At 39.0% G+C, this 24,849-nt stretch carries 25 protein-coding genes; 10 read left to right on the top strand and 15 right to left on the bottom strand.

Annotation, left to right across the window (positions count from 1 at the left end):
- Positions 1-104 precede the first annotated feature (104 nt).
- From C9J41_RS17575 to C9J41_RS17565, 3 genes are all read right to left on the bottom strand, one after another.
- Entirely contained in the window at positions 105-1,190 is a 1,086-nt protein-coding gene (locus C9J41_RS17575; RefSeq protein WP_107294858.1) for a methyl-accepting chemotaxis protein, read from the bottom strand.
- A 286-nt stretch (positions 1,191-1,476) separates the two neighbouring features.
- On the bottom strand, positions 1,477-1,965 hold the full coding sequence (locus C9J41_RS17570) for a CIA30 family protein (protein ID WP_107294862.1): 489 nt from the start codon (positions 1,963-1,965) through the stop codon (positions 1,477-1,479).
- Positions 1,966-2,045: 80 nt separating this feature from the next.
- Positions 2,046-2,318: a DUF3081 domain-containing protein gene (locus C9J41_RS17565; RefSeq protein WP_107208178.1), complete on the bottom strand. Its 273-nt coding sequence runs from the start codon at positions 2,316-2,318 to the stop codon at positions 2,046-2,048.
- 178 nt (positions 2,319-2,496) lie between these two features.
- On the opposite strand from C9J41_RS17565, the gene C9J41_RS17560 reads away from it, so the two are divergent.
- Positions 2,497-2,811: a heavy metal-binding domain-containing protein gene (locus C9J41_RS17560; RefSeq protein WP_107290808.1), complete on the top strand. Its 315-nt coding sequence runs from the start codon at positions 2,497-2,499 to the stop codon at positions 2,809-2,811.
- A gap of 120 nt (positions 2,812-2,931) precedes the next feature.
- Here C9J41_RS17560 and C9J41_RS17555 read toward each other — a convergent pair whose 3' ends face one another.
- Together C9J41_RS17555 and C9J41_RS17550 are read right to left on the bottom strand one after the other, a co-directional pair.
- On the bottom strand, positions 2,932-3,378 hold the full coding sequence (locus C9J41_RS17555) for a DUF411 domain-containing protein (RefSeq protein WP_107208180.1): 447 nt from the start codon (positions 3,376-3,378) through the stop codon (positions 2,932-2,934).
- 81 nt (positions 3,379-3,459) lie between these two features.
- The gene (locus C9J41_RS17550) at positions 3,460-3,897 is read right to left on the bottom strand and encodes a hypothetical protein (RefSeq protein ID WP_107294857.1); all 438 of its coding nucleotides are present in this window, start codon (positions 3,895-3,897) and stop codon (positions 3,460-3,462) included.
- A 221-nt stretch (positions 3,898-4,118) separates the two neighbouring features.
- Between C9J41_RS17550 and C9J41_RS17545 the strand changes: the two genes are divergently transcribed.
- Positions 4,119-4,478 (top strand): helix-turn-helix transcriptional regulator, encoded by a 360-nt coding sequence (locus tag C9J41_RS17545; protein ID WP_105060270.1) that lies wholly within the window; start codon positions 4,119-4,121, stop codon positions 4,476-4,478.
- Positions 4,479-4,525: 47 nt separating this feature from the next.
- Here the strand turns inward: C9J41_RS17545 and C9J41_RS17540 are convergent, their stop codons facing one another.
- The gene (locus C9J41_RS17540; protein ID WP_107260295.1) at positions 4,526-5,239 is read right to left on the bottom strand and encodes a phosphatase PAP2 family protein; all 714 of its coding nucleotides are present in this window, start codon (positions 5,237-5,239) and stop codon (positions 4,526-4,528) included.
- 363 nt (positions 5,240-5,602) lie between these two features.
- On the opposite strand from C9J41_RS17540, the gene nagE reads away from it, so the two are divergent.
- The 3 genes from nagE (at position 5,603) to C9J41_RS17525 (ending at position 9,158) form a co-directional block, all read left to right on the top strand.
- Entirely contained in the window at positions 5,603-6,988 is a 1,386-nt protein-coding gene (gene nagE / locus C9J41_RS17535; protein ID WP_107294856.1) for an N-acetylglucosamine-specific PTS transporter subunit IIBC, read from the top strand.
- Between the two features lie 183 nt (positions 6,989-7,171).
- Positions 7,172-7,849 (top strand): response regulator transcription factor, encoded by a 678-nt coding sequence (locus C9J41_RS17530; RefSeq protein ID WP_107208184.1) that lies wholly within the window; start codon positions 7,172-7,174, stop codon positions 7,847-7,849.
- Positions 7,830-9,158 carry a HAMP domain-containing sensor histidine kinase gene (locus C9J41_RS17525; RefSeq protein WP_107294855.1) on the top strand — a complete coding sequence of 443 codons (1,329 nt, stop codon included), beginning with the start codon at positions 7,830-7,832 and terminating at the stop codon, positions 9,156-9,158. The genes C9J41_RS17530 and C9J41_RS17525 overlap by 20 nt, the downstream gene beginning before the upstream one ends.
- A 54-nt stretch (positions 9,159-9,212) precedes the next feature.
- On the opposite strand, the gene C9J41_RS17520 is transcribed toward C9J41_RS17525, so the two are convergent.
- The 6 genes from C9J41_RS17520 to C9J41_RS17495 form a co-directional block, all read right to left on the bottom strand.
- Complete coding sequence (locus tag C9J41_RS17520) at positions 9,213-9,938, bottom strand: DUF3581 domain-containing protein (protein ID WP_107208186.1); 726 nt, start codon at positions 9,936-9,938, stop codon at positions 9,213-9,215.
- Positions 9,939-10,444: 506 nt separating this feature from the next.
- Entirely contained in the window at positions 10,445-12,223 is a 1,779-nt protein-coding gene (locus C9J41_RS17515) for a bifunctional molybdopterin-guanine dinucleotide biosynthesis adaptor protein MobB/molybdopterin molybdotransferase MoeA (protein ID WP_107294854.1), read from the bottom strand.
- A complete protein-coding gene (mobA, locus tag C9J41_RS17510; RefSeq protein ID WP_107246623.1) occupies positions 12,210-12,803 on the bottom strand; it encodes a molybdenum cofactor guanylyltransferase MobA in 594 nt (197 codons plus the stop codon). Before mobA ends, C9J41_RS17515 begins: the two co-directional genes overlap by 14 nt.
- A complete protein-coding gene (locus tag C9J41_RS17505; RefSeq protein ID WP_107246625.1) occupies positions 12,790-13,491 on the bottom strand; it encodes an energy-coupling factor ABC transporter ATP-binding protein in 702 nt (233 codons plus the stop codon). Before C9J41_RS17505 ends, mobA begins: the two co-directional genes overlap by 14 nt.
- Before the next feature lie 15 nt (positions 13,492-13,506).
- Entirely contained in the window at positions 13,507-14,208 is a 702-nt protein-coding gene (locus tag C9J41_RS17500) for an ABC transporter permease (RefSeq protein ID WP_107208190.1), read from the bottom strand.
- Between the two features lie 128 nt (positions 14,209-14,336).
- Positions 14,337-15,161: a substrate-binding domain-containing protein gene (locus C9J41_RS17495; protein ID WP_107208191.1), complete on the bottom strand. Its 825-nt coding sequence runs from the start codon at positions 15,159-15,161 to the stop codon at positions 14,337-14,339.
- 273 nt (positions 15,162-15,434) lie between these two features.
- Here C9J41_RS17495 and C9J41_RS17490 point away from each other — a divergent pair, with 273 nt between their 5' ends.
- Complete coding sequence (locus C9J41_RS17490; protein ID WP_107208192.1) at positions 15,435-16,886, top strand: sigma-54 dependent transcriptional regulator; 1,452 nt, start codon at positions 15,435-15,437, stop codon at positions 16,884-16,886.
- A 59-nt stretch (positions 16,887-16,945) separates the two neighbouring features.
- Positions 16,946-18,940, top strand: coding sequence for a cache domain-containing protein (locus C9J41_RS17485; RefSeq protein ID WP_107294853.1), 1,995 nt, complete (start codon positions 16,946-16,948; stop codon positions 18,938-18,940).
- Positions 18,941-19,358: 418 nt separating this feature from the next.
- Here the strand turns inward: C9J41_RS17485 and pbpG are convergent, their stop codons facing one another.
- Positions 19,359-20,255 (bottom strand): D-alanyl-D-alanine endopeptidase, encoded by an 897-nt coding sequence (gene pbpG / locus C9J41_RS17480; RefSeq protein WP_107246631.1) that lies wholly within the window; start codon positions 20,253-20,255, stop codon positions 19,359-19,361.
- A gap of 608 nt (positions 20,256-20,863) precedes the next feature.
- Here pbpG and C9J41_RS17475 point away from each other — a divergent pair.
- Positions 20,864-21,322 carry a hypothetical protein gene (locus C9J41_RS17475; RefSeq protein WP_107290805.1) on the top strand — a complete coding sequence of 153 codons (459 nt, stop codon included), beginning with the start codon at positions 20,864-20,866 and terminating at the stop codon, positions 21,320-21,322.
- Positions 21,323-21,446: 124 nt separating this feature from the next.
- On the opposite strand, the gene C9J41_RS17470 is transcribed toward C9J41_RS17475, so the two are convergent.
- Both C9J41_RS17470 and fdhD read right to left on the bottom strand, forming a co-directional pair.
- Positions 21,447-22,358, bottom strand: coding sequence for a helix-turn-helix transcriptional regulator (locus tag C9J41_RS17470; protein ID WP_107290804.1), 912 nt, complete (start codon positions 22,356-22,358; stop codon positions 21,447-21,449).
- Positions 22,358-23,239, bottom strand: coding sequence for a formate dehydrogenase accessory sulfurtransferase FdhD (fdhD, locus tag C9J41_RS17465; protein ID WP_107294852.1), 882 nt, complete (start codon positions 23,237-23,239; stop codon positions 22,358-22,360). Before fdhD ends, C9J41_RS17470 begins: the two co-directional genes overlap by 1 nt.
- Positions 23,240-23,550: 311 nt before the next feature.
- On the opposite strand from fdhD, the gene C9J41_RS17460 reads away from it, so the two are divergent.
- The gene (locus tag C9J41_RS17460; RefSeq protein ID WP_107208198.1) at positions 23,551-24,045 is read left to right on the top strand and encodes a DUF3305 domain-containing protein; all 495 of its coding nucleotides are present in this window, start codon (positions 23,551-23,553) and stop codon (positions 24,043-24,045) included.
- Positions 24,035-24,730: a DUF3306 domain-containing protein gene (locus C9J41_RS17455; RefSeq protein ID WP_107208199.1), complete on the top strand. Its 696-nt coding sequence runs from the start codon at positions 24,035-24,037 to the stop codon at positions 24,728-24,730. The genes C9J41_RS17460 and C9J41_RS17455 overlap by 11 nt, the downstream gene beginning before the upstream one ends.
- The last annotated feature ends 119 nt before the right edge of the window (positions 24,731-24,849 follow it).

The raw sequence follows: 24,849 nt of genomic DNA, 5'->3' as shown, positions 1-24,849 counted from the left end.
AACAACGGTGTATAGCATGTAAAAAAACTATACACCGTTTATATTTGAGGTAATCTTTAGCACTCGATATAAACACAAGAGTGCAATTAAAATAACCTAATCAACTAGCTTTGTGTTATTTCGTGCATTAAATTGTCGATTTGGAGAACTACTTTTTTACTTGCTTCTTCCATAGCGTTTATTGCCGTTACTACTTCTGACATATTGCCCGATTTCGCTTGGCTCATCGCTTCACGCCCCATTTCATGAACCGCTTTATGAGGCTCTTCCATTAATGCATAGCTTCTTAAATGGCTAAATGCTTTACCTTCACCATGGTAATACCATTGACCTAAACGACACTCCGAGTGGCTATTAATAACTTCATTAAATGCACCACGCTGCAGGAATCTGTAAATATTATTTTTCCAGATGGCATGATCAAGTTTTACCGTATCTAAAAAAGCACGCGTTGATGCAATATGAATAACACGCTGCATATGTTCAGATTGGCCAACCACTTCATTAACAATAGTACCGATTTGAGCAGAAGAAGCTGATACTTCTTCAGCACAGGACTGGTTTTCATCAATCGATGATTTTATCTCATTCACTTGCGTAAGTACTTGGCTAACAAGAGTGTCAATCTGCTCGCTGGCTTCGCTTGCTTTGCCTGCTAAATTTCTAACTTCATCGGCTACAACCGCAAAACCACGCCCAGCTTCACCCGCACGAGCAGCTTCAATAGCGGCATTGAGCGCTAACAAATTCGTTTGGTCAGAAATTTCTTTAATTGTTGATACAAGGTGAGAAATAGAAGTGGCGGTGGTATCGAGTATTTTTACAGAGTCTGTACTTTGAGTGGCCTGAGAGCTGATGTTAACCGCACGAGTATCAAGGCGTGAAAGTGCCTGATGGGTTTGTGCAAACATTTCGTCTAGTTGTTGTAGCTGATGGTTTTCGTGTTCCATAGATTGAGCACTTTCAACCATCTCATTACGGATCGTTGTAAGCATGTCGCCACCTTTTAAACTGCACGACAATAACTCATCACTTTTATGGTTATCCTGCTTAGCCGATTGAACTAATTGTTGAGTTTGTTGAAGTTTTTCTTCTAAGGCGGTGATATCAGCTTGATACTTTTCTTTAAGGTCTGCTAACTCTTGCTTTAGCGCTTTATTTTCTGTTTCTATTCGTTTTCGTCCAAACATTGTTATCAAACCTTTATTTATACAGCCGTGAAATACAATCGATCTTCCATAGTGAAAGTAATACTGAGTATTAATAATATTATCTGAGAAATACGGCTCTTATACCGTGACTTGTTACAAATATTTAAAGATTGTGAATAAAAAACGAAATGATAAATTGTTAACCCGTTAATAATCAAATAAGTGGTTGTAAAGGCTTTATAAGTAGAACAAGTGAAACATCTTCATAAACCATTTAGCGAAGACTGGCTAATAAAATCCCTATATTATTATGTGTTAGTGAGTTTTATTTTAAATTAAGAAATTCAATACTCTGAACTTTCAAGACGAAAGGGAGTGGTGTTTTATCAGCAATTAAAAAGCCAATTTGTTTGATATCTTGTGCGACAAGTTCGGGCGCGCCACTCAGTAACCTTCCTCTAAACACAGCTTTAAAGTCATTAAAGTTAAAAGTTTTGCTTTGTTGTTGCCCTTTAATCGTTTCGAATTCATGTTTGTAGTTAATAGGGTAACCATCTTTCCTCGTTGTAAACCGTAATTGATATGTTCTACCATCACCAATATAAGTCAGATTCACAGCGTTAATGTTATTAGTTAATGGTGCTACTGTTCTATTTACCGAGCTAAATCCGCCATTGTTAGCTAATGATAGCTCACCAGTAAATTGACTTACGCTGCCATCATAGGTGAATTGCCCAGTAGAAATACCACCCATCACGTTGTCGTTTACGGCAGACCAATGTTCGTATTCTTTCGGACTGGTAAAATCCATCATTTTTAATTCTGAACTCCATGCTTTAAAAGAAATAATCGTGGCGATAGTGATGATAATAGATAATAAATTCATACTAACACCTATTTGACCGTTTGCGTGTTATTGGCAATCAGTGATAAACAACGCTTAGTGAAGTCTACATAGTTTGCATGTTTCTCGTATTCAACTTTTAGCGAACCATGAAACATCAATGTGACCGTTACATCTCGATAATTTAGCCAGCAGGTGTAACCGTCATAGTCATGCCATGCGTATATATCTTCCAACAAGTATTTGCTATCTAGGGGGGTACCGATTGAGCGAATATGATCAAATACTCTAAGAAATTCTTTAATAGTAAGTTGACTTTCCATTTATCACTCCAACAATGTAGATATTAACTGAGTGTAGTTATCTTATTAAAAGAGTTACGATTTAATCATATGCATTGATCACCTAATGCATCATTACCATTTTAATAACAAATGAGTGAGGGTGTTATTGTGATAGGTTCTCATTTATCACTGTTTCTAACGCAACGGCAGAGGCCATATGATTTACACAACAACGGAAACAATATCTGGACGTGAAATAGAGTCCTTGCTGGGCGTGGTCACTGGAAGTGTTGTTCAGTCAAAACATGTCGGCAGAGATATTATGGCAAGCTTAAAGAGTATTGTGGGTGGCGAATTGAAAGGGTATACAGAAATGCTAATGGAAGCACGCGCGGTTGCGACAGAGCGTCTAATTGCAGAAGCTGATAAACTTGGTGCTGATGCTATTGTTGGCGTGAGATATACCACTAGCTCTGTCACTGATGCCGCATCTGAAATTATGGCTTTTGGTACCGCCGTTAAATTAAAATAGTGTTATCTGTTGTGATGCAGTAATTCATTTGAATCTTACGGTAAGAATGTATAGTTTCTGTATGCGATACATTAAAAAGCCCGTCACAAGTACGGGCTTTTCATGCATCGCTTAAATCGATTACTGGTTGTGGCGTGACCAAACCATGGTGTTGCCATCCTTATCAAATGCTAACACGTCATAGGCGTCTTTTTGATCGCCATATTCCATACCAGGTGAACCCATTGGCATACCACCTACAGCAAGGCCAATCATACGTTCAGGCTTACTTTCTAAGAAACGCTTAATTTCAGTTGCTGGAATATGTCCTTCAAAAGTGTAACCTTCAATTTGTGCAGTGTGGCATGACGCATATTCAGGACGTAAACCTAATTTAATTTTAATAGGCGTTAAGTTTTCTTCGTACACCATATCTAATTTAAAGCCATTGTCTTCCATGTGCTTAACCCATTCTTTACAACAACCACAGTAAGGTGACTGGTAGTTAGTGCCAGTAATAGGTGTACTTGCTTGAGCCAATGAGGTAACAAATAAGCATGTAGCAGCAAAGATATGTGAAATTTTCATCTGTAAGTCCTTCAAGTTGCGCGAATATTGTCGCGCTAAATAACAAAATAAAGTGGTGGCAAATGCCGATTAGTTATTTCGTTAAACGAGAGGAGGCCTTAGTTGTGCTTCACTAAAATAAATAGGTGCGTGTGTTTGACTTGCATATAATTGCACGTCATTAACAATTGCAGAAAACGCAAACAAAGTTAACAGTGCTGCTTGTGTTTGTTTGCTCTTGCAATCATCGTCATTACAGCATGATGATTTTTCTTTAACAGTATCGTTGTGAGCCAGTGATATATCATCGATATCGCTCATTCCACAAGAGGAAAGCGTCGTGATGTTCGTTGACAACATAGGCATATTTTCATCGCAGCATTGATCTGGATGGACTGCTTCTTTTAATGGTGTTGTCATTTGAAGGCAGTGTGTTTGAGGTATTTGATCAAAGCTAATGGTGCGTGCAGTCACAGCGTTAGTAAAAACACTGAAAATGATAAAGAGTGTGAGGATTGAACGACGACACAACGTGATCATATAAAAGCAGCATTCCTTACATAACATTAGCTTATAAATATTAATTATTAACAAGTATATATGAACATCATGTAAGTACAATAACGAGGTTGTAACGAGCTGTGTTATCGAAGCAGAGCTTAACGCGGTTTTGACATTAATACCTAGTAATTAGGCGTAAACTATTCTAACTAGAGGAAATGACTCTATTTTTAAATAAAAATGCGCTGTTAGGGCTAATTATGTTGTATACAGAAAAAGATCGTCAAATTTTGCATGACACATGGATGAGTTACAAAGCAAAAATGCGTATAACTCAGATTGAAATGGCTAAAAAGCTAGGCTTAACCCAGTTGGAGTTTTCAGATATTTTACGGGGATCTAAACCGATTGAGCAACAGTTCGTCAATGAGTTTTGTCGTCTATTAAATGTTGACCCTATCTTGATTTTACCGTCACTGCGAGAGCAAATGGCTTCAGGACAAAGCGCTAATTCATCTATTAAAAATACGTTTATTTTTGATGGTGAAATTACTAACGTAACGTATTCGGGCAATCAATTGATTGTTGAATACGAACACAAAGCGACACCTGTACAGTAAATTAATATTGTGTGGATGTAAAAGAGGGCTCTTGCGAGCCCTTTTTATTATTTCTCAGAATCTACTCGCCATTCGGGTATAAATAAATATAACACTGCTGCAGATAAGATGGAGCCCATTACGTCTGATGGGAAATGCATACCTAGCCATAAACGGCTAATACCCACACCCACGGCCCATGTTACAAGTCCACCAGCTAATAAATAGTGGCGAGTACGTAGTAAAAAGCCGCCCCAAAACAGAACGCAAATTGCAGCAAAGATTGTGTGTCCTGATGGAAATGAATAGTTTGTTTCAGCTTCCCAACTACGAATGCGCCATTTACTAATATAGGTAGATGCTTTTTTAACAACGTTTTTTCTTTCGCTTTTATTCAGCTGATAAAAGTTTTCAGGTGATGTGACTAAGTTTAAACGCTGTAGTTCATAGGTATAAGGACGAGGGATCGCGGTTTCATGCTTTAAGATTGTTTTCGCGCCAAAACTTAGTACCAACAAAATAGCAAATTGAATCCACAACTTAATGATTTGTTTTTTAGGTAAACGGAAAAATACCGGTAATAAACACAGCAATACGGTTGTGATAAGGAAGAAGGGTTTACCTGCCGTATCCGTTAATAAAGAAAATGATAAGCCAGCCGCATTATTAATGGGATCGCTTAACAGAGGTACTGGGAATATAGAGATAGCAATGAAAAGTGCTAATGCAAAAAAAGCTAATGCTAGATAGTTAACAAGTTTTTGAGAGATAAAAGACATCATGGTTAAAGTCAATCAGTAATAGGGTATGAGTAGGTTGACATCAAATTCTAAAGAAAGTGCCATAGAAATGATATTTTATTTTCACAAAGACGGCCAAATTTTGCGTCAAAGAGAATGTGTAATGCTATATAGCTATGATTATTTGCTATTGATTCTTTTCATGATAAACGTGAAAAACTGGAGAATTTATAAAACTGTGATGTCTATCACTCATAATTGTGCTTTTAGAAGCAAACATTAAGAATCCTTAATCTTTTGCTTAATTCCAATTAAGAATCAATGCGTATCATTAAGTTATTAAAACAATTTACTTTAATTTTAACTTTTAACTTTTAACTTTTAACTTTTAACGTGGAGAAGAGGATGAGCATTCTCGGACATTTCCAAAAGCTAGGAAACGCAATTATGTTTCCTATTGCAGTTTTACCGATTGCCGGTATTTTGCTGCGTATTGGACAACCTGATCTATTAAATATTCCTTTTATTGCAGCGGGTGGTCAGGCTGTATTTACCAATCTTGCATTACTTTTCGCAATGGGTGTGGGGGCCGGATTTTCGAAAGATAATTCAGCAGCAGCAGCGATTGCATCTGCCGTAGGTTATTTCATCCTGATGGCGGCACTTAAAACGTTAAACCCAGATGTTGATCCAGGTGTTGCTGGCGGTATCATTATTGGTGTTTGCGCAGGTCTTCTATATAACCGCTTCCATGCAATCAAATTACCTGAGTTCTTAGGCTTCTTTGGCGGAAAGCGTTTTGTACCTATAGTAACGGGTTTAGTTGCTTTAGTACTTGCTTACGCATTCAGCATTATTTGGCCTCCAATTCAAGATGGTATTAACCATCTTGGTCAATGGATCCTAACAAGTGGCGTACCTGGTGAGTTCGTTTACGGTGTTGCTAACCGTCTATTAATTCCACTTGGTTTACACCATATCTTAAACAGCATGGTTTGGTTTGTATTCGGTAGCTACACTGCCGCTGATGGTCATGTTGTAACTGGTGAAATCTCTCGTTTCTTTGCTGGTGACCCTACTGCTGGACAAATCTTAAGTGGTTTCTTCCCAGTTGTTATGTTTGGTTTGCCAAGTGCTGCGCTTGCATTCTATGTAACAGCGAAGAAAGAAAACAAGAAAGTGGTTGGTGGTATGTTGTTAAGTGTTGCACTAACTGCATTCTTAACTGGTATCACAGAGCCAATCGAATTCATGTTCATGTTCCTAGCTCCAGCATTATACCTAGTACACGCTATTTTAATGGGTGTGAGTATTGTTGTGGCGTCTTACCTGAATATCCACATGGCATTTAGCTTCTCTTCAGGCTTAATTGATTACATCTTGAACTACAACGCACCTGCTGCGCACAACTCATGGGAAATTATCCCAATGGGTCTTGTGGTAGGCGCAATCTACTTCGTAATCTTCGTTACTGTAATTAAGATGTTTAATCTTAAAACACCAGGTCGTGAAGATACGCCGGCTGAAAACTCTAACCCAGAAGACGATGCTGCAAGCAAAGCAGATTTAGCAAAAGCTTACCTAGCAGCATTAGGTGGTAAAGATAACTTAACTGATATTTCAGCTTGTATCACACGCTTACGCTTAGGTATTGTTGATCGTTCAGTTATCGATGACACAAAACTTAAACAACTTGGTGCTAAAGGTGTAGTAAATGTAGGTTCTAATAACCTTCAAGTCATCCTTGGCCCTCAAGCTGAAATTATTGCTAACCAGATGAAGTCACTTTAAGACGTTAGCATTAAGAAATTCGTGATTTCATAATTCCCCCTATGATCACGTTAAGCGGCCTACCTTTTGGTAGGCCGTTTTTTTGTCTTTAAAAAGTAAAGCCATGATCCTGTTACCTGAAAATTATATCTCTTATGTATATAATGCGAAAATAAGCGGTGAGAAGAAATGATTAGGTATTAAATGAAAGTTCTCGTTATTGAAGATGATGTCACTACGCGTGAATTTATTGCGCAAGGATTGCGAGAGCATGGCTTTGTGGTTGATGAAGCAGAGGATGGTCATCAAGGATTAATGATGGCAACAAGTTGTGAGTATCAACTGATTATTTTAGATCGAATGTTACCGATACTTGATGGTTTAAAAGTACTTGCAGCATTACGAGCAACAGAAAATGAAACCCCCATCTTAATCTTAAGTGCCATGGATAGTGTAGAAGACCGTGTAGCTGGTTTAACGGCAGGCAGTGATGATTACTTAACGAAACCTTTTGCTTTAGCTGAGCTCATTGCTCGTGCCAATATATTAGTGAAGCGCCATCAGTCTAGTGTGAATATTTCATCTGAATATAGCTATGACGATTTACGACTTGATATTAAATCTCATCGGGTATGGCGCGGATCTCGCGTATTAAATTTGCAGCAAAAAGAGTTCTTACTTCTGCAATATTTAATGGAGCATGCTGAAAGTGTGGTTTCGCGTATGAGCTTATTTGAGTCGGTATGGAGCTACCACTTCGATCCTAAAACCAATGTTATCGATGTACATATCGCAAACTTACGAAAAAAATTAGAAGAAGGTGGTGAGCCCAGTTTGATCCATACCGTACGAGGTGCAGGTTATGTCTTACGCAGGCTCTGATCGGTTATCGCGTTCGAGTATTCTTAAAGTTCTACTCTATTTTATTTGTTGTGTTGCTATTATATTTATACTGTTTATTAACCAAGTTTATGTTAATTCAGAAACTATTTACAATAAACAGTTAACAAAAGAGTTAAATATTGAAATGACATTGTTTGAGCGTATGGTTCAAAAAGGTCATATTAATGCGATTCCTGATCTTGTTAAAGAGCATCAGCAAATCCAAAATGAGCTTGAATATAGGATTATCAACAGACCAGAGATGAATACTACGCTATCGTATCCAGCAGTATTATCAGATACCGAGCTTAGTGTTAATCACCTTCAAAAGACATTAAATTTACCTAATAATAAGATGCTTATTATTAGTATTAATCCTGAAATAATGCGCTCATACCGAGAAAACATGACACCAATGTTAGTTTCAGGCATTGTGGTTCCCGTGATTTTGATGCTTGCGGGCGCTCTATTATTTGCAATTTCTATTTTAAGGAAATTAGAGCGTGTTAACCATGGTATGAACCGAGTTAGCCTTGGCGAAAAAGGGGTGAAACTCCCAGTCAGTAAAAATGATGATGAATTTGATGTACTGACTATCCACCTTAATTTTCTTATTGAACAAGTCGAGAAAAAAGAAGAATCATTAAAGGAACTCACGGTTGGTATGGCGCACGATTTGCGTACACCAATTGCAAGAATGAAACTTCGGCTTGAAAGCTTACTCGAAAAAGATACGTCACCGTTTACCAAAGACTTAGAAGCTTGCCATGATGATTTGGAAGTACTCCTTAGCATGTTCAATGGGATGTTGGAAATTTCTCATATCAACACGGGGAAACATAAAATTGATAAGCAATGGGTAAGTCTATCTCAAGTTTGCCAAGATGTTGTTGATTTTCTATTGCCTATTTCGGATGAAAAGAAACAAGTTTTATCATTTCGTGAGGACGAGCCATACCATGTAAAAGGTGAACCTAGTTTACTCTTTCGTGCCATTTATAATGTGGTTGAAAACGCGATTAAATATACACCTGATGAAGGAAGTATTGATGTTGTCGTCGATCATTTTGGTGTGGTAGTGATTGATAATGGAATTGGCGTATCGGATGAAGATAAAGGACGCATTAAAGAGCCGATGTACCGTGCTGATAAAAGCAGGACGCATCAAGGTTTTGGTTTAGGATTATCGCTTGTTGAAGCGGTGATGAAACGTCATGGTGGCGATTTGGTGTTTAGTGATAATAATCCTGGTTTACGAGCACGATTATATTTTCCTTTAAAACATGATCATAGAATAAATGATCATTAAGAAAAAGCCCGCTAATGGCGGGCTTTTTGAAATACAAAATATGATTTCTTCTGTTTAAACTTTTTCTGTTTGAAGATTATTGTAGTGTTCTTTTTTTGCGTTGAAACGAGAAACCAAATCATCGATACCATCTTGGCAATAAGGCTTTAAGCCACTCATCAGCATACGCTTACGGCCAGTACCCACAATCTCTCCATTTTCTTTAAAACAGAAATTCAGCGTTACGCTGCCACGTTTGCCATCAACATCAATATTTGAACTTGTTAGCTCTACATGGGGTGCTGTTAAATCTAGTCGGCAGAACTCAAGTTCCATGCTTTCGTAAATAACTAATGGTCGAGCAGGGTTGATCATCATGTCTTTAGATTTCATCAAAGGCACCATGATATGAGGAAAATTCATTCCTGAAAATTGAACGTAACTTTTAGTTATTTGAGCAATTAAATCTTGGTTATGGGTAATTTCACCAGAACGTGCAAGATGAAGAAATTCCTTACCTTTGCTATCGATTAATGATAAATCGGTATCGGATTCGGCTAAAATACTCAGTTCTGTACTCTCATTTATCATACCTGCAAACGTCACACGCATTTTTTGGCTGATACCAACATTGGCAAGTAAGACAGAAAAAAGTAGATCACCAGGAACACAAAAGCGCTTATTATCTGGATCGTGAATAGGGTTGAAGTCACCCGCAATTCGTTTTGCAAAATCACTTGCTTGTTCACGAGTAAAAGAAAACTGACCACTTTTATCTGAATAGTATGTATCTAAAAACATGTTACGTATGAATACCTAAAATAGAGACTGCGCCTATTCTACAACATAAAATGTTGTGTAATGGTCTAGCCAGATGAAAAACGAGTTGTTCTTAACTTATGTGTAAATGCAAGTGCTTCTATTCACCATTGATATTCAATGATTGTGAATAGTATACAATGCCATATTTGTTCTAGTTTAATTATATAGAAATGTTTACAGTATTTTATGAAAATTTCAATAAAACATATAATCTTGATTGCATAATATGCTTAACCGCTATTTTTTTAATGTTTTACCCAGTAAATCTATGATTGTCGTGTATATCGATAAATTATTCGGTATTATCATTTATCTAGAGAATAAAGAAACCTTTTGTTACAACTTAACATATAACGAAAGGTTTGTGTCGACTTCTAACGTGTAGAAGATGGGAAATAAAAAGGTAGCATGGAAGCTACATATAAAAATAAAAAAGCCAAGATACTTTAAGTAGCTTGGCTTTTTTATCATGGAGAGCTGAAACGTTACATGCGTATATCTAATGGAATGATGGTAACCTTATCACCGATTTCTGCATTTACTTGCTCTGGTGCTATTTCAATTAAGCAATTTGCTTCGCTCATCGAACGAAGTATGCCAGAACCTTGCGAGCCTGTACTTTTCACCACTAAACGGCCATTAGCATCAAAACTCGAAATACCGCGAGTATACTCAGTACGTCCTAGACGAGAGCGAAGTTTTTCAATCGCGATAGCTTGATGCGTTTTCGGCTGCCAGTTGATGATGCCTTGCTGTTTTCTAATTGCTGGTTCAACAAATTGTAAGAATGCAACTATTACCGCGACAGGATTACCCGGTAGGCCAAAGAATGGCACGTTACCAATGGTTCCAAAAGCAAGCGGACGACCTGGACGCATATTAATACGCCAAAAGTTAATTCGACCTAACTTCTCTAACACGCTTTTTATATAGTCCGCATCGCCGACAGATACACCACCAGAAGATAAGATCAAATCAGCTTTCGTGCTCGCTTGTATTAACGTTTTTTCAAGCGATACTTCGTTATCATCAATAATACCGAGATCAACGACTTCACAGCCTAAGTGAGTGAGTAGGGCATACAATGTATAGCGGTTTGAGTCATAGATGCAGTTTTGTTTCTGTGCGTCACCCGGTTGCTGAACTTCATCACCGGTAGAAAAAATTGCAACCCGGATAGGTTTGTTGATTATGATTTTATCAATACCCAGTGACGCTACCATACCAAGCTCTGGCGCTGTGATGGTTGTTCCTGCAGCAACGGCAATTTGACCTAATGCGAGATCTTCACCTGCTTGACGTACGTTTTGACCAGCTTTAATGTTACCCATTGTTTTATCAAACGTGACCGTGTCACCTTGTTGGGTTGCTTGTTCACGCATAATGACGGTATCCGCACCTTGCGGAATAGGTGCGCCTGTCATGATACGAACAGCTTCACCATGATGTAGTGGCTCATCGTAACTATGACCAGCAAGTACTTGGCCAACAACCTGATAGCTGTCACGCCCTATATCATCACCAGCAATGGCATAACCATCCATTGCAGAATTAGTATGTTGGGGGACATTGACTGGCGATAAAATATCTTGTGCGACAATTTGCCCTAGTGCTTGATGTAGACTCACAGATTCGCTGATATGTAATGGCTTAATCTGTTCAAGAATTTTTTCTCGACCTTGAGTAACCGATAACATACCTGCAGGATTGATATCGCTACAGCTTAATGTTTGCGCTTCAGTGGTTGCACTGCTGTTCACGTAATCAATAACAAAGTCAGTAAGTTGATCAAGATTATTGATATCCATTTGTGGCAATGTGCTTTCAGCTGGGATATTCGCTGCGATGGCAATGATGTTGCTGTCTTCTGGGTGTAGCCAAGGTTTGCCGACTTCTTTGCGGTGTAATTCAATCTTAGGGAAATCGAGCTTTTTAAAACCTTCCACCAAAATGAGATCTAATTGGGTTTGATCTAGTTGGCTGAGTAAATAGGGAAGTTGTGCTTCTTCTTCTGGTGTTTCTGTCACCAGTGCGCGACGGTAGCGAGAAGAGATCAACATTTGGCTTGCGCCTGCTTTACGAAGGCGGTAGCTGTCTTTGCCTTCTTGGTCGATATCAAAATTATGGTGAGCGTGTTTTACCACGGCTACACGAAGTCCTCGCTCTACAAGTTTAGGCAACATTGCTTCAAGTAAAGTGGTTTTACCTGTACCGCTAAATGCAGCGAAACCAAGTAGCGGTAAAGAAGCGTTAATTTGACTCATGTAGCACTCCAAATTGAGAGAGTTCTTCAGGGGTATTAAGGTTTACAAAAGCATCGGCTTGATCACTAAAATCAACCGTGATCATATTACATTGACGGTAAAGCAGAATGATTTTTCTATCACCATTAGCGAGAAAGGCTTCAAGCTTAGGTAAAATGCGGCGGTGAACAAGTGTGACTACCGGTTGAATATGCTCACCATTATGAGCAACAGCAATATCGGTTTCTTCTGTACAAGCGTTTGCCATTCTTGCGACTAAATCATGTGGAAGCTGTGGGCAATCACAAGGCACAAAACCGATCCAGTCGTTATCGATATGAGAAAGTGCGGCATGCATCCCCCCCAAAGGGCCGGGGTAGTCTTTAATGGTATCCCCAAAGACTTCACCAAATTCAGCATAACGTTCATGGTTGCGGTTTGCATTGATGGTGACATGTGATGTTTGTGGGCGCAGCGTATCGATAACATGTTGAATTAATGGCTTATCAGCCAATTTAATTAAACCTTTATCATTGCCTCCCATGCGACTAGCTTGTCCACCAGCCAAAATAACCCACTGAGTTTGCTCAGGCGTAGGCATAGTTATCCTTATCTTTTTTAACAAGCTGCAAATCTGCACGCTCAATTAATTTTGTGTCATTGATTGTCCACTGGCGACGACATAAGTCGGTTAGCTCATTATGTTGGTGGCTAGTGATGACAAGGCTAGAGCCTCGCTCTAATAAATCTTTTGCCAATACAACTTGTCGGCTGATGGATTCTTTATCCATACTTGCACTGGATTCGTCCATCAATAATACACTTGGTTTTAATACCCATGCACGTGCCATTGCTACACGTTGTCGTTCGCCGCCCGATAATACCGAGACATGTTCATCGGCAAGGGTTTCTAAGCCAACCATTCTTAAGGCATTAATGGCTTCATTACGGCGTTGTTGGCGATCTCTAACAATATATTTTAAGCCATAACAAACATTATCAAACACCGTTCCATCAAACATATAAGGGGTTTGATGCATGTAGATAATGCCATTTTGATAACAGCCTCCAAACAAACGACTTAACCAATGGTGTTGAGTATTAATTTTTCCAGTGGTCGGCTTTTGTAATCCCGCGAGTACTTTTAATAGCGTTGTTTTTCCAACACCGTTATCACCAGTAAGATAAATCGCATCTTGCGGCTCTAACTTTAACTGAGGAATATGGAAAAGTAGACGATGTTTAAAGCGAACAGAAAGATCTGTTGCCTCAATTGAAATATGCATCATATCAATACCCTCAGCTTAGTTCGTACGCAAGTGGGCTTTGCCACGAGAGAACGATAAAATAAAGTTTAGTCCGAGAGCGAGAAGTAATAAGACCATTCCCAAGGCGACACCTTGTGCAAACGCACCTTTAGAGCTTTCCAATGCAATGGCTGTCGGAATATTTCTGGTTGAATTTAAGATGTTGCCACCCACCATCATTGAGCAACCCACCTCAGTGATGATGCGACTAAAAGACGCAACAATGGCAGCTAATAGTGGAAAACGGCTTTCCCACATAAGGCTCATTAGTGCACGAGGGTAGCTTGCACCTAATGAAATAGCGGTTTCCCATGCGCGACGGTCACTATTTTGGAAGGCGGCATGCATCATAGATATCAAGATTGGAAAACAAATTAATATTTGCCCAAGAATCATCGCTCGCTGTGTAAACAGCATTTGCCAGTCACCTAAAGGCCCTGAACGCGATAGCAACATATACAACAATAAGCCAATAACAACAGTAGGAACGGATTGCAGTGTATTAACAAAAGAAAGGATTAGCCATCGACCTGGAAATTTGCCATAAGCAAGGGCGAAAGCAACCAATAAAGAGGGAATTAATACAATAGCAATGGCTAACAGAGAAACTGAAAAAGAAACACCAACAATGCCCCATAGCGAACTATCTCCACTGAACAAAAGTTGGATTGCTTGTTGCGTTGTTTGCCAAATATTCATTGTTATTTTATTTCTAATATTTAATTGGTTACGCCAAACATGGCCTTATTTCATTATAACAGAAGTGTTAATTAGATAAGAGCAAGTGTTCGGCGCAAAATGCTATAAAATCAAATAAAGTTGATTGTTTATTGCGTAATCGCATCTGCAACAAATAGTTGTTCACCATGACGTTGGTAATCGTTAATCATTTTTTGTGCTTTAGCGTTAACTAACCAATCGCTGAATGTTTTTGCACCTTGGTAGTTAATGTCAGGGTAACGGCTAGGGTTCACTAAGATCACTTGATATGGGTTAAATAGACGTTTGTCACCCTGAACCATGATTTCTAGGTGCAGTTTATTTTGGTAAGCAAGCCATGTACCACGGTCAGTTAAAGTATACGCTTGTAATTCAGACGCCATGTTTAATGTAGGCCCCATACCTTGACCAACCGCTTTGTAACCACCGAAGTTTGGTTCCATTTTTGTCTGTGCCCAAAGGTTAAGTTCTTTTTTATTGGTACCAGAATCATCACCACGAGAAACAAACACAGCCTCTGTTTCGGCAATGTTAACCAGTGCATTAGCAACGTCTTTATCACCTTTGATCTTTGCAGGATCTGCCTTTGGACCAACAAGTACGAAGTCGTTGTGCATTAGCTTGCGAGGAAGGATACCGAAACCACCATCAACAAATTTGGCCTCTGCTTTAGGGGCGTGAGTCATGACTAAATCAACATCACCATTTTCGCCCATGCGCAATGCTTTTCCTGTACCCGCAGCTAGAACTTCAACAGTGTAGCCCGTGTCTTTTTTAAACGCTGGTAAAAGGTAGTCAAGAAGCCCTGAGTGGTAAGTACTGGTTGTCGTTGCTAAACGAATTGTTTTGTTTTCCTTGTTATCGGTTGCAGCATGGCTAAGGCTTGCTGCGGCTAAGCTTAAAACAACTAAACTCGTTTTAAAAAAATTCATAAGGTTCCTTGATTTACAGATTCAACGTCAAATAAAAAGAGACAATTTGAGACCTTTCGTCCCAATAAATAGCTTATGCGCCTATAAGCAAATAAAATGCCAGAAGCGATAGGATTTAAAATATGTGAATATTTATTTCATAATACTTTGATTATAAACTGCTATTTTTTGTTTTTTGCGCTGCGTCATTATTCTGCTTCAAATCTATTTTGACTTTTATCTTCATGGTGAGACAAAATGTCGCATCTTTTTTATGGGTAATAATGTCCCTTTATGTCTGATCTTGAATTAAATACACCTTGGACTGCTGTTTCTGTATTGGTTGTCGATGATGAGCCGGGAATGCGTGCCATCTTAAAAAAAGCATTAAGTAAAAAGTTTGCTCAGGTTGATACTGCAGGCAGTATTGAAGAAGCGGAAGAGATAAGAAAACGCTGCCACTTTGATTTATTAATAGTAGATATAAATCTACCAGGGCGTTCAGGCATTGAATGGCATGAAGCGTTTGATCCAAATACACGCCGTAGCGATGTTATCTTTATGACAGGCTATGCAGATTTAGACATGGCGATTCAAGCACTACGCGCGGGGGCGTCAGATTTCATCTTAAAGCCGTTCAATTTAGAACAAATGATGCAGTCAGTAAGCCGTTGTATTGAACGTCGATTAGTCGAACGTCAAAACTTTGCACTCCAACGCGATGTAGAGCGCAGTTATCCCGTTGATATTATCGGGGATGCAGCAAGCACGCAAAAAATGAAAAAACTGATCACCCAATTAGCACCATCAATTGCCGCGGTATTGGTTGAAGGGGAATCTGGAACCGGTAAAGAGCTGGTGGCGCGTGCCCTTCATCAGTTAAGTAAACGTACCGGACCATTTGTACCTCTTAACTGTGGTGCGATTGCACCTGATTTATTGGAAAGTGAACTGTTTGGTCATGTTTCTGGTGCATTCACAGGTGCTAAAAAAGGGCGTGATGGTCTATTTCGGGTAGCAAATAACGGCACACTGTTTTTAGATGAAATTGGTGAAATGCCGTTATCCATGCAATCTTCGTTATTACGCGCGCTTGAGCAAAAAGCAATACGACCTGTAGGTGCTGAGCGAGAAGTGAATGTTGATGTGCGTATTGTGGCAGCAACGAATAGGAATTTGAAAAAAGAAGTAGAAGAAGGGCGCTTTCGTCAAGATTTGTACTATCGCTTAAATGTGCTCACCATTGAATTACCCGCATTACGTGAACGTATAGAAGATATTCCAGCGTTAGCTCACCACTTTACACAGCAGCTTTCGAAAGATTTAGGAATGAAGCCAATTAATTGGGCACATGAAGATATTCTAGCAATGCAAGCTTATCAATGGCCGGGTAATATTCGTGAATTACGTAATATGATGGAACGTTGTATTTTATTGGGTAAATCACCTTTTGAATATTGGCAGGAATTAAATGGGGATGTACCTGTAATACCATCGCCCGAGAAAACGTCGATCGTATTGAAGAGTGATGAGAAGCGACCATGTCAGTGTCACGATGGTGAACAAGAGCAATATTGTTACCCAGTAGATTGGACGTTAAAAGATGTCGAAAAAGCACATATTATGCAGGTAGTAGATTCAAACGAGGGTAATAAGTCTGCGGCAGCTCGTCAGCTTGGTGTAGCGCGTAAAACGTTAGAGCGTAAATATAAAGAATGGGCTGAAGAGTCGGCATCATGCGAATAACCAAAGCATTAATGCATCCTAAAGCTTTTATATTGTTATGGCTAAGGCGGTTTCGAACCATGGTTCGTTATCGTCTATTAGTCCTAACGTCTGTACCTATTATCATCACATTAATTGCGTTAATTGCCTTAACTTTTTATTGGACAGTCACTTACACTTGGCAAAATGCGTTAATGAACGTAAGAGCGGATTTAGCTGTTGCTCATCATAGTATGGAATTATTACAAAAAGAGCAGCGTATGAAATTGCAGTCAATGGCTGACTCTTACGATTTCCAATATCGTTTACGTTTTGATGAATTCTCTTTAAGTCACTGGGTACGCACTGAAAACCAGCAATATAATCTGGATTTTATAGTGCTTCATCCTGCATCAGCATTAGGCGAGTTCTCTAAGCAAGAGCGCCGTTTTTTACTCGAAGGAAAAGTGCAAACATTTTTTCAGGTACTAGATCGTAGAGCACTAGCAGCATTGAATAGTGATTTACCTGCTCGTGCGCAAGTGCCACTGCTCAAAGAACATAAGATAGAGCAGAAGGGGTTAGTGAGTCGAAGTTTGATCCCTATTTTTAATGATAAAGGGCATCTTCAATGGATTCTTGATGGCGGTATATTACTCAATAATAGTACGGAACTGGTTGATCGAATTCGTGATTTAGTTTTTGCGTCTGATACGTTACCGACGGGCAGTATTGGCACTGTTACTATTTTTATGAATGATGTTCGTATTAGTACGAATGTACCATTAGATAGTAAAAATCTGGTTGGGCGAGCGGTTGGTACTCGGGTATCAGATGAAGTGAGCCGTGAAGTGATTACGTTTGGAAAAACCTGGGTTGATAGAGCTTATGTCTATGACAGTTGGTATGTTTCTGCTTATGAACCGTTACGCGATATAAACGGTAAAGTGATTGGTATGCTTTATGCGGGCTATTTACAATGGCCACTGATCAGAACCTTTTTAACGAATATTATTGAGCTTGGCATTGGTATTATTTTGGTGCTGATTATCTCTGGTTTTGTCGTTTATCAGGGCTCTCGTGATCTGTTTTTACCGATTGAAAAAATTTATCAGGTAGCCAAATTAGTACAGATGGGATTTGAGCGTCGAGTAGGTAAATTAGATGTTTACCCTGATCACGAACTGCAAATTTTGGGGAATCAGTTTGATACCATGCTGGATCAGCTTGAACAGCGTAATCAAGTGATAAAGCAGGCTGCAGTGGAATTAGAAGAAAAGGTCGAGCAACGTACGCATAGTTTACATCATAAAACTGAAGAACTAGAGCAACATATTAAATTGCTGAATCAAGCAAGATCTAAGCTGGTGGTGAGTGAAAAACTAGCCGCCTTGGGTGAACTGACTGCTGGTATCGCCCATGAAATTAATAATCCATTAGGGGTTATCTTGGGTAATGTGGAATTGATCCAATTTGAGTTAGGGGATAATACGCTTCAAGTTCAAGAAGAGTTAGATGCAATCCATGCACAAATTGACCGTATACGTAATATTACTCGAAGTTTGTTGCAATACAGTCGTCAAGGTGGCGTACAAAATGAAGTGACATGGCATCACCTGAACCAGATTGTTGAAGAGAGTTTAACCTTAGTACGTTCAGGCACAAAAAAACTATCCGTTACTTTTGTTGTTGAACTAAATGCGAAATGCAGCGTGGAAGTTAATCGCCACCAATTATTGCAAGTGCTAGTGAACCTTCAAATGAATGGTATTCATGCCATGGACGATAAGGGGCGATTAATCATTAGAACTGAAGATTGGATTGATGAGCAGGGGAAGTCTATTGGTGCAATTGTTCGTATAACTGATCATGGCTGTGGTATTGCGAAAGAAAATTTAGAGCGAATATTTGATCCATTCTTTACTACTCGTCGTTCAGGTACTGGGCTTGGTCTCTCTGTTAGCCAAAGTTTAATTGAAGATATTGGTGGAGAGATAACGGTTGAATCTGAGGTGGGTAAAGGGACAACGTTCTCTGTCTATTTAAGACAAAAAGCGTCAACAAATAATGATCTAGATTTATTGATGATGTCTTAGTTTCATTACAACAAAAGCCCCTTGGTATTTTTTCATTTAAGTGAGAGAAAATACCAAGGGGCTTTTTGTTATATGTCTATTTAGAAATTACATTAACGATAAGCCAATAACTAGAATGGCTAGAGAGGTAAGAGAGATACGAGTTATTAAACTAAGATGGGTGGGATTAATCATTTCTTGATGCTGCATAGACACTCCTTTTATTTACTCTAACTTAAGCATAGTTGAAGAGTGTTATAGGCGTGCGTTTTTTGTTAAAAAATAAAAGGCTAGGTAATTGGTAAGGAAAATTCTTATTACGGGCTAAGCAGCATCACCACAAACATCGAAGGTTTTTAATGCTATGTTCATGATAGTTTTAAATGCAAAAAGCCAGCAATATATGCTGGCTTTTACTTATATCAATTAACAGTAATGATTATTTCGTTAATTCTTTTAGTTTCTGTTGTTGGTAGTATTTTGCATCAGCACTAATTGGTTTGCTTTTACCCGTTTGTAGCCATTGCTTAATACGGCCTGCATCACCAATAGGTGTTAATTTGCCTTGAGAATCTAACATAACCATTAGGATTTTCTTACCATCAATTGTTGTTACCATACCTAAGCAACGACCAGCTTCATCTAGGTAACCTGTTTTGGTTAAGTTAACCGTCCACTTCTTACCACGCGCTAAGGCGTTTGTATTGGTGTAGCCAAGTTTGTAATTAGGTTTACCAAAGTAAGCGGTATGCACAGGTGTTGTACTGTACTTACGAATTTCAGGGTATTTGTAAGCAGCTCGTACCATCTTAGCGACATCTGATGCTGTCGAGTGGTTATGAGGGTCAAGGCCTGAGCTATCAACAAAATGCGTATTGGTCATCCCCAAAGATTTAGCTTTTCGGTTCATCGCTTTAATGAATGCCTTGTAGCCGCCAGGGTAGTTTCCTGCAAGTGTTGCTGCTGCTAGGTTCTCAGATGACATTAAAGCAATATGAATTGTCTCACCACGGCTTAGGGTAGAGCCCATACGAATACGTGTATATGTATTGTACATGTGTTCTTTATCAGTAGGAGTAAACGTTAGTTTTTCGTTAAGTGGGAGTTTTGCATCCAGTGTTACCATCGCTGTCATTAACTTAGTTAATGAAGCAATTGGCATTTTTACATTTGAATTTTTTTTGTACAGTGTCTTTCCTGTACTGAGGTCTATCACATAATTACTGACTGATGCCGTTTGTAACTTATTAGGATCCAGCTTACTGGTGTTGATGCTAGCCACGGAAGAGAAGCTTATACTAGCAAGAGTAAAAAACAGAATAAAAGCGTTACGCACAACGGCTCCTTGAAAATGCAAAGGGAAATAATAACAGTATTGTTAATGTCGCTATTGTCGACTTAACCTGTACTGTTAGGCAAGTCATGTTTATGTAAATAGGCCATTTATTCGCACCAAAAATTATCAATGAGTGAATATTTGTAATGAAACATTATTCAATAAAATAAAAAGTGACTGAGTAATACAGGGGATCGTTGTAAACAAGGCAATGGCTATCAGTTTTGAGTAAGCAAATCTTAATTTATGATTGCATGCTATTGTTGCTGCTCATTAAATTTTATCATTTTGATGGTTTATTTTCGAGGGCGCATTTCGTGGGTTATGGTGTTTTGATTGCATTTTTGTGACTATTTAAAAAGTAGATACGAATGAAACATAGGATAATTATGATTAAGTCATTAAGTAGATTGTCTGAAGTGTAAGTTTGAACAATCGTGTGAAGGACTTAAAGAAACACAGATATTTCTAGACTAGATAAAGAGTCGATATAATGTGATCTATTACGAATATAAATATCTATTGACATAAAATTAACAAACGAAAGGTGAGAAATAGCGGTCAATTAGTTAGGGTCTTTCAATTAAATTCTATTCATTGGACTTACTATGCTTGCTCGTTGTTTACTTATCGTTTCTGTATCACTGATGTCGTTATCATCTAACGCATCAATTGACGATTCAGATTTAAATGATATTAAAAACAGTATTGAAAAGTCACAAGATACAATGCATTACGTTCGGACTGTATCGGGCTCGATCCCTGTACCTATGCCTAAACATAATGAAGATAAACCAGCTTATAGTTACTATGAAATCGTCTCTTATGACATTTATAGTAGTCAAGGTGGAAAGCGTATGATCCAAGCGGTAATCACAAACCATTCCGGCGGCGGTATTGCACTTAAACCTAAGCAGGTCAAAGCGTATTTCAGCAATAATACCTATGTTGAACCGACACGAATTGAGCAAAAGGGAAAATTTGCACAAGGTGAAACAAAGTCAGTGACCTTGTATTTTGGTGAAACAGACGCTTCTATTATTGGTTTGCTTACTCGTTCTTATTAATTCTTTTTAACTAATAGTGATGCGGTTTTAAACTGAATGGAAAAAGCCCTGATAATCATCATGCATTATCAGGGCTTTTTATTATCCAGCGACTTTCAGGGTATGTTGTTAGCTATTAGCTGACTTAGTTAGCACTCCATACCTGTTTACCTGTACGTGCAAAGTTATAACCACCGAGTGCTTTACCGTGAGCTTGAACATCTTCCTCTGAAATCGCTTGCAGCAATTGTTGCTGTAGTGTTCTAAAGTAAATGTTCTTTGGGATCACCAATTCAAACGCTTCGGTACATAGTGGAATAAAGCCTAAGCCAAATTCACCCGCCGTACTTTGGCTAGCGCAGCCCACATCAGCCTTACCACGAGCAACAGACGAGGCAAGTTCACGTTCACTGTTACACACATCTGATTGATTAAGCATAGAAAGATTATAAGCGTGACCGTGTAACCATTCATCTAACGCACGCATGCTACCTGCACCTTCTTGACGTAGTGCCCAGCTCCAGCGAGAAGATAGTAATTCAGGCAGTTGGATAGATTTTGAATTTACCGCTTCTGCTAACTCTTTACTGACCACTAAGCCTTGTTCACGTTCAAAGGCATGGACTAATACCCAGTTTTTATGCCCTTGGTATTGTTGTAATAGTGCAGGGTGACGCAGGCTAGCTTCTTCTGCATTTCCCCAGTGAATGGCGCACATATCAACGTGGCCTTTACTTAACATGGCTAAACCTTGTCGTGTACCCGTTGAGGTATAACCAACTAATGCGGTACTGCCTAATTGGTTCGCCATCTTACCTACCACCATTTGTAATAGTGGATCGTCTGAGCCGGCAATTAATAAGCGATCGGTTAACACACCGTTATGGCAAGACTCTAATAGCCATTTATCCAACATTGCTTTAGGAAATAACCATTTCCCTGTCACTTTTGTTGCTGGAAGTAAGCCATCGTTAGCAAGGGCATAGACTTTCTTCTCATTAAGATCTAAATATTCTGCGACAAGTTTCGCGTTCATGAATTCAGGAAAGTCAGCCATTAATTTTGCTCTTTATTAGAAGAAGGTTGCTCTGTTTTCTTCGATTGCTGAGAGGTATCAGCACCTTTCACATCAAGAATAAGATTCTGACCGCCATTATAAACTTGGAAGCGATGACCTTTCGCGCGGGCTATCATAGTAATACCGAGCTTCTGCGCTAACTCATAGCCCATTTGTGTTGCACCAGAGCGGGATAGAAGTACGGGAATACCCATCTGTGCGACTTTAATTACCATCTCGGAGGTTAAGCGGCCTGTGGTGTAGAAAATCTTATCTTCGCCCGTTTCGCCTTGTAGCCACATTTCACCGGCTAGGGTATCAACAGCGTTATGGCGACCTACATCTTCGACAAACGATAAGATTTCTGTATTACGGCAAACGGCACAACCATGAACGGCACCTGCAGCCTTGTACGTTTCATTGTGGTGAGTTAGCGCTTCAAGCAGCCCATACAACATAGATTGTTTTATTTGTACTTGCGGTAGTGTCACGTTTTCTAGCTTTTTCATGACGTTACCAAACATAGTGCCTTGACCACAGCCAGAGGTAACGGTTTTTTTCTCTAATTTCTTTTCTAAGCCATTGGTATTTTCACGGGTGATCACCGCCGCTGAATTGGTATCCCAATCAATAATCACAGATTCAATGGCATCAATATCTTCGATAAAGCCTTGGTTCTTTAGATAACCGAGCACAAGTGCAGAAGGTCGTTCACCTAGGGTCATCAGGGTAACGATCTCAATCCAATTCAAATAAACCGTTAGGGGATGCTCACACGCAATTTCTTTGGTTTGAAGATCACCGTACTCATCCATGATTTCCACAGACATTGTCTGCTTAACGGCGGATTTAGTTTTTATAATTTTAGGGAGTTGGCTCATTAGGATATCCAGTGGTTACAAGAAACGTATCGAGATTTCAAATAAGTCCGTCAAAATACACACAATGATACTAAGCTCAATAAGTAGCATTAAATGGCATGTATTAAGGCAAATAAGTTTATCTCTAACGCATTAAAGCAAATATTGTTCCATAAATTCCTTTTACGGATTGAAAGAGGCTACTGGTTGCCATTATTGGCGATATTTTGATTTATATTTCGCACTTGGTCTAAATTTTGCTTATTACGGACGAATATTCTCAACATACCGCGATAAGCGAATGTGTAAAAAGCAAGATGTAAGGAGTCATTGTGCCAGAACAAGTAAAGCTAGAAATAAAGAAAGATGAAAGTATTTGGCCTATTTATTTTCGACTTCAAGCAGAAGAGAAACAAGTTGGGCGTTGGACGACATACGCATGGACGATTGAAGATCTTTGTTTGAATGGTGAACAAGACTCAAACGTAGCACTTGTAGAAATCGGTGCTGGTAATTACATGCTGCCGTTAGAATTATTTCGTGATGAACGTATGGAGTATCGCTTTAACTTAAACGCACAAGATCCGCATTTATTTTTTGTTTGTGCTGAAGAAGATGAACAACTTAAACCTGTATTAATGACGGCAGCTCAAGGGGTTGCAGCGCGTTATATGGATGGAGATTATGTTGTTCTTCACATTCAAATCCCATTGCCTATTCAAGTCTGGATGGAAGCGTATCTTGGACGACACGGTGAATTAGAAGAGTGTAAACGTCGAGGCGGCGGTAAAGGTAAAAAGCAAAAAGGGCGTTCAAGTGGCAACTGATTTTTTTCAACGTTGGTCTCAAAGAAAATTAACCAAAACAGAAGATAAATCTGTAGGTGAGACATTAACTCTCGAAAGTACTGAAACGGCCCCTGAACAAGATGTGGTTGTTACCGAAAATACGGCTATTCATACAGATATTTCTGAATCCATTGAAACGGACAAAACATTAGATAATCAATTAGATAAAACTGATTTAGTCGCTGATGATACCCCTGATATTGCACTGACGCATGATGATGTATCAACCGTGACTTACGATTCTGGCGTTGCATCATTTATGAAAGAGTCGGTTGAGAAATCAGTTAAGAAAGCAGCATTACGTAAGTTATTTCATTCAGAAGAATTTAATTATATCAGTGACATGGATGATTGCACTGAAGACTTTAGCAACATCCCAACGTTAGATCCTGCCATCGCTTCTCAAATGCGTGGTTGGGTAAATCAAGCGGTAGAGAAAGTAACTGATATGGTTGAAGATTTAAGCAGTGAAACGATGTACAACTCTGAGTTAGACAATAAGGCTGAACAGTCTGAATTAGCGCTAACAGCAACAGAGCAAACATCCTTAACTTCTCAAGATACTCTCCAGTCAACAATATCTTCATCTACGGATAATGGTGCTGAGGATGAAACTAACCCTACAACGGTTTCTCCAGAGAAAAATTCAGCACAAGAGATTTAAATTTATAGAGTGAGACAAAAAGGGAACTAAAACCTTATTAAATGTTGGGACATTTTGGCGCGATGGGTCTTTTGCGCTAGGACAAAATGTCTCAGCATGGGTGGGTATAATTATCCAGC

Source organism: Photobacterium sp. GB-50, from assembly GCF_003026755.1.
In the GTDB taxonomy this organism is placed as follows: Bacteria; Pseudomonadota; Gammaproteobacteria; order Enterobacterales; family Vibrionaceae; genus Photobacterium.
This window is presented reverse-complemented; position numbering and strand designations above follow the sequence as displayed.

Coding starts and splice junctions, on each gene's coding strand:
- C9J41_RS17575 (WP_107294858.1), bottom strand. CDS start 1,190: ATGTTTGGACGAAAACGAATAGAAACAGAAAATAAAGCGCTAAAGCAA.
- C9J41_RS17570 (WP_107294862.1), bottom strand. CDS start 1,965: ATGATGGATTTTACCAGTCCGAAAGAATACGAACATTGGTCTGCCGTA.
- C9J41_RS17565 (WP_107208178.1), bottom strand. CDS start 2,318: ATGGAAAGTCAACTTACTATTAAAGAATTTCTTAGAGTATTTGATCAT.
- C9J41_RS17560 (WP_107290808.1), top strand. CDS start 2,497: ATGATTTACACAACAACGGAAACAATATCTGGACGTGAAATAGAGTCC.
- C9J41_RS17555 (WP_107208180.1), bottom strand. CDS start 3,378: ATGAAAATTTCACATATCTTTGCTGCTACATGCTTATTTGTTACCTCA.
- C9J41_RS17550 (WP_107294857.1), bottom strand. CDS start 3,897: ATGATCACGTTGTGTCGTCGTTCAATCCTCACACTCTTTATCATTTTC.
- C9J41_RS17545 (WP_105060270.1), top strand. CDS start 4,119: ATGTTGTATACAGAAAAAGATCGTCAAATTTTGCATGACACATGGATG.
- C9J41_RS17540 (WP_107260295.1), bottom strand. CDS start 5,239: ATGATGTCTTTTATCTCTCAAAAACTTGTTAACTATCTAGCATTAGCT.
- nagE (WP_107294856.1), top strand. CDS start 5,603: ATGAGCATTCTCGGACATTTCCAAAAGCTAGGAAACGCAATTATGTTT.
- C9J41_RS17530 (WP_107208184.1), top strand. CDS start 7,172: ATGAAAGTTCTCGTTATTGAAGATGATGTCACTACGCGTGAATTTATT.
- C9J41_RS17525 (WP_107294855.1), top strand. CDS start 7,830: ATGTCTTACGCAGGCTCTGATCGGTTATCGCGTTCGAGTATTCTTAAA.
- C9J41_RS17520 (WP_107208186.1), bottom strand. CDS start 9,938: ATGTTTTTAGATACATACTATTCAGATAAAAGTGGTCAGTTTTCTTTT.
- C9J41_RS17515 (WP_107294854.1), bottom strand. CDS start 12,223: ATGAGTCAAATTAACGCTTCTTTACCGCTACTTGGTTTCGCTGCATTT.
- mobA (WP_107246623.1), bottom strand. CDS start 12,803: ATGCCTACGCCTGAGCAAACTCAGTGGGTTATTTTGGCTGGTGGACAA.
- C9J41_RS17505 (WP_107246625.1), bottom strand. CDS start 13,491: ATGATGCATATTTCAATTGAGGCAACAGATCTTTCTGTTCGCTTTAAA.
- C9J41_RS17500 (WP_107208190.1), bottom strand. CDS start 14,208: ATGAATATTTGGCAAACAACGCAACAAGCAATCCAACTTTTGTTCAGT.
- C9J41_RS17495 (WP_107208191.1), bottom strand. CDS start 15,161: ATGAATTTTTTTAAAACGAGTTTAGTTGTTTTAAGCTTAGCCGCAGCA.
- C9J41_RS17490 (WP_107208192.1), top strand. CDS start 15,435: ATGTCTGATCTTGAATTAAATACACCTTGGACTGCTGTTTCTGTATTG.
- C9J41_RS17485 (WP_107294853.1), top strand. CDS start 16,946: ATGGTTCGTTATCGTCTATTAGTCCTAACGTCTGTACCTATTATCATC.
- C9J41_RS17475 (WP_107290805.1), top strand. CDS start 20,864: ATGCTTGCTCGTTGTTTACTTATCGTTTCTGTATCACTGATGTCGTTA.
- C9J41_RS17470 (WP_107290804.1), bottom strand. CDS start 22,358: ATGGCTGACTTTCCTGAATTCATGAACGCGAAACTTGTCGCAGAATAT.
- fdhD (WP_107294852.1), bottom strand. CDS start 23,239: ATGAGCCAACTCCCTAAAATTATAAAAACTAAATCCGCCGTTAAGCAG.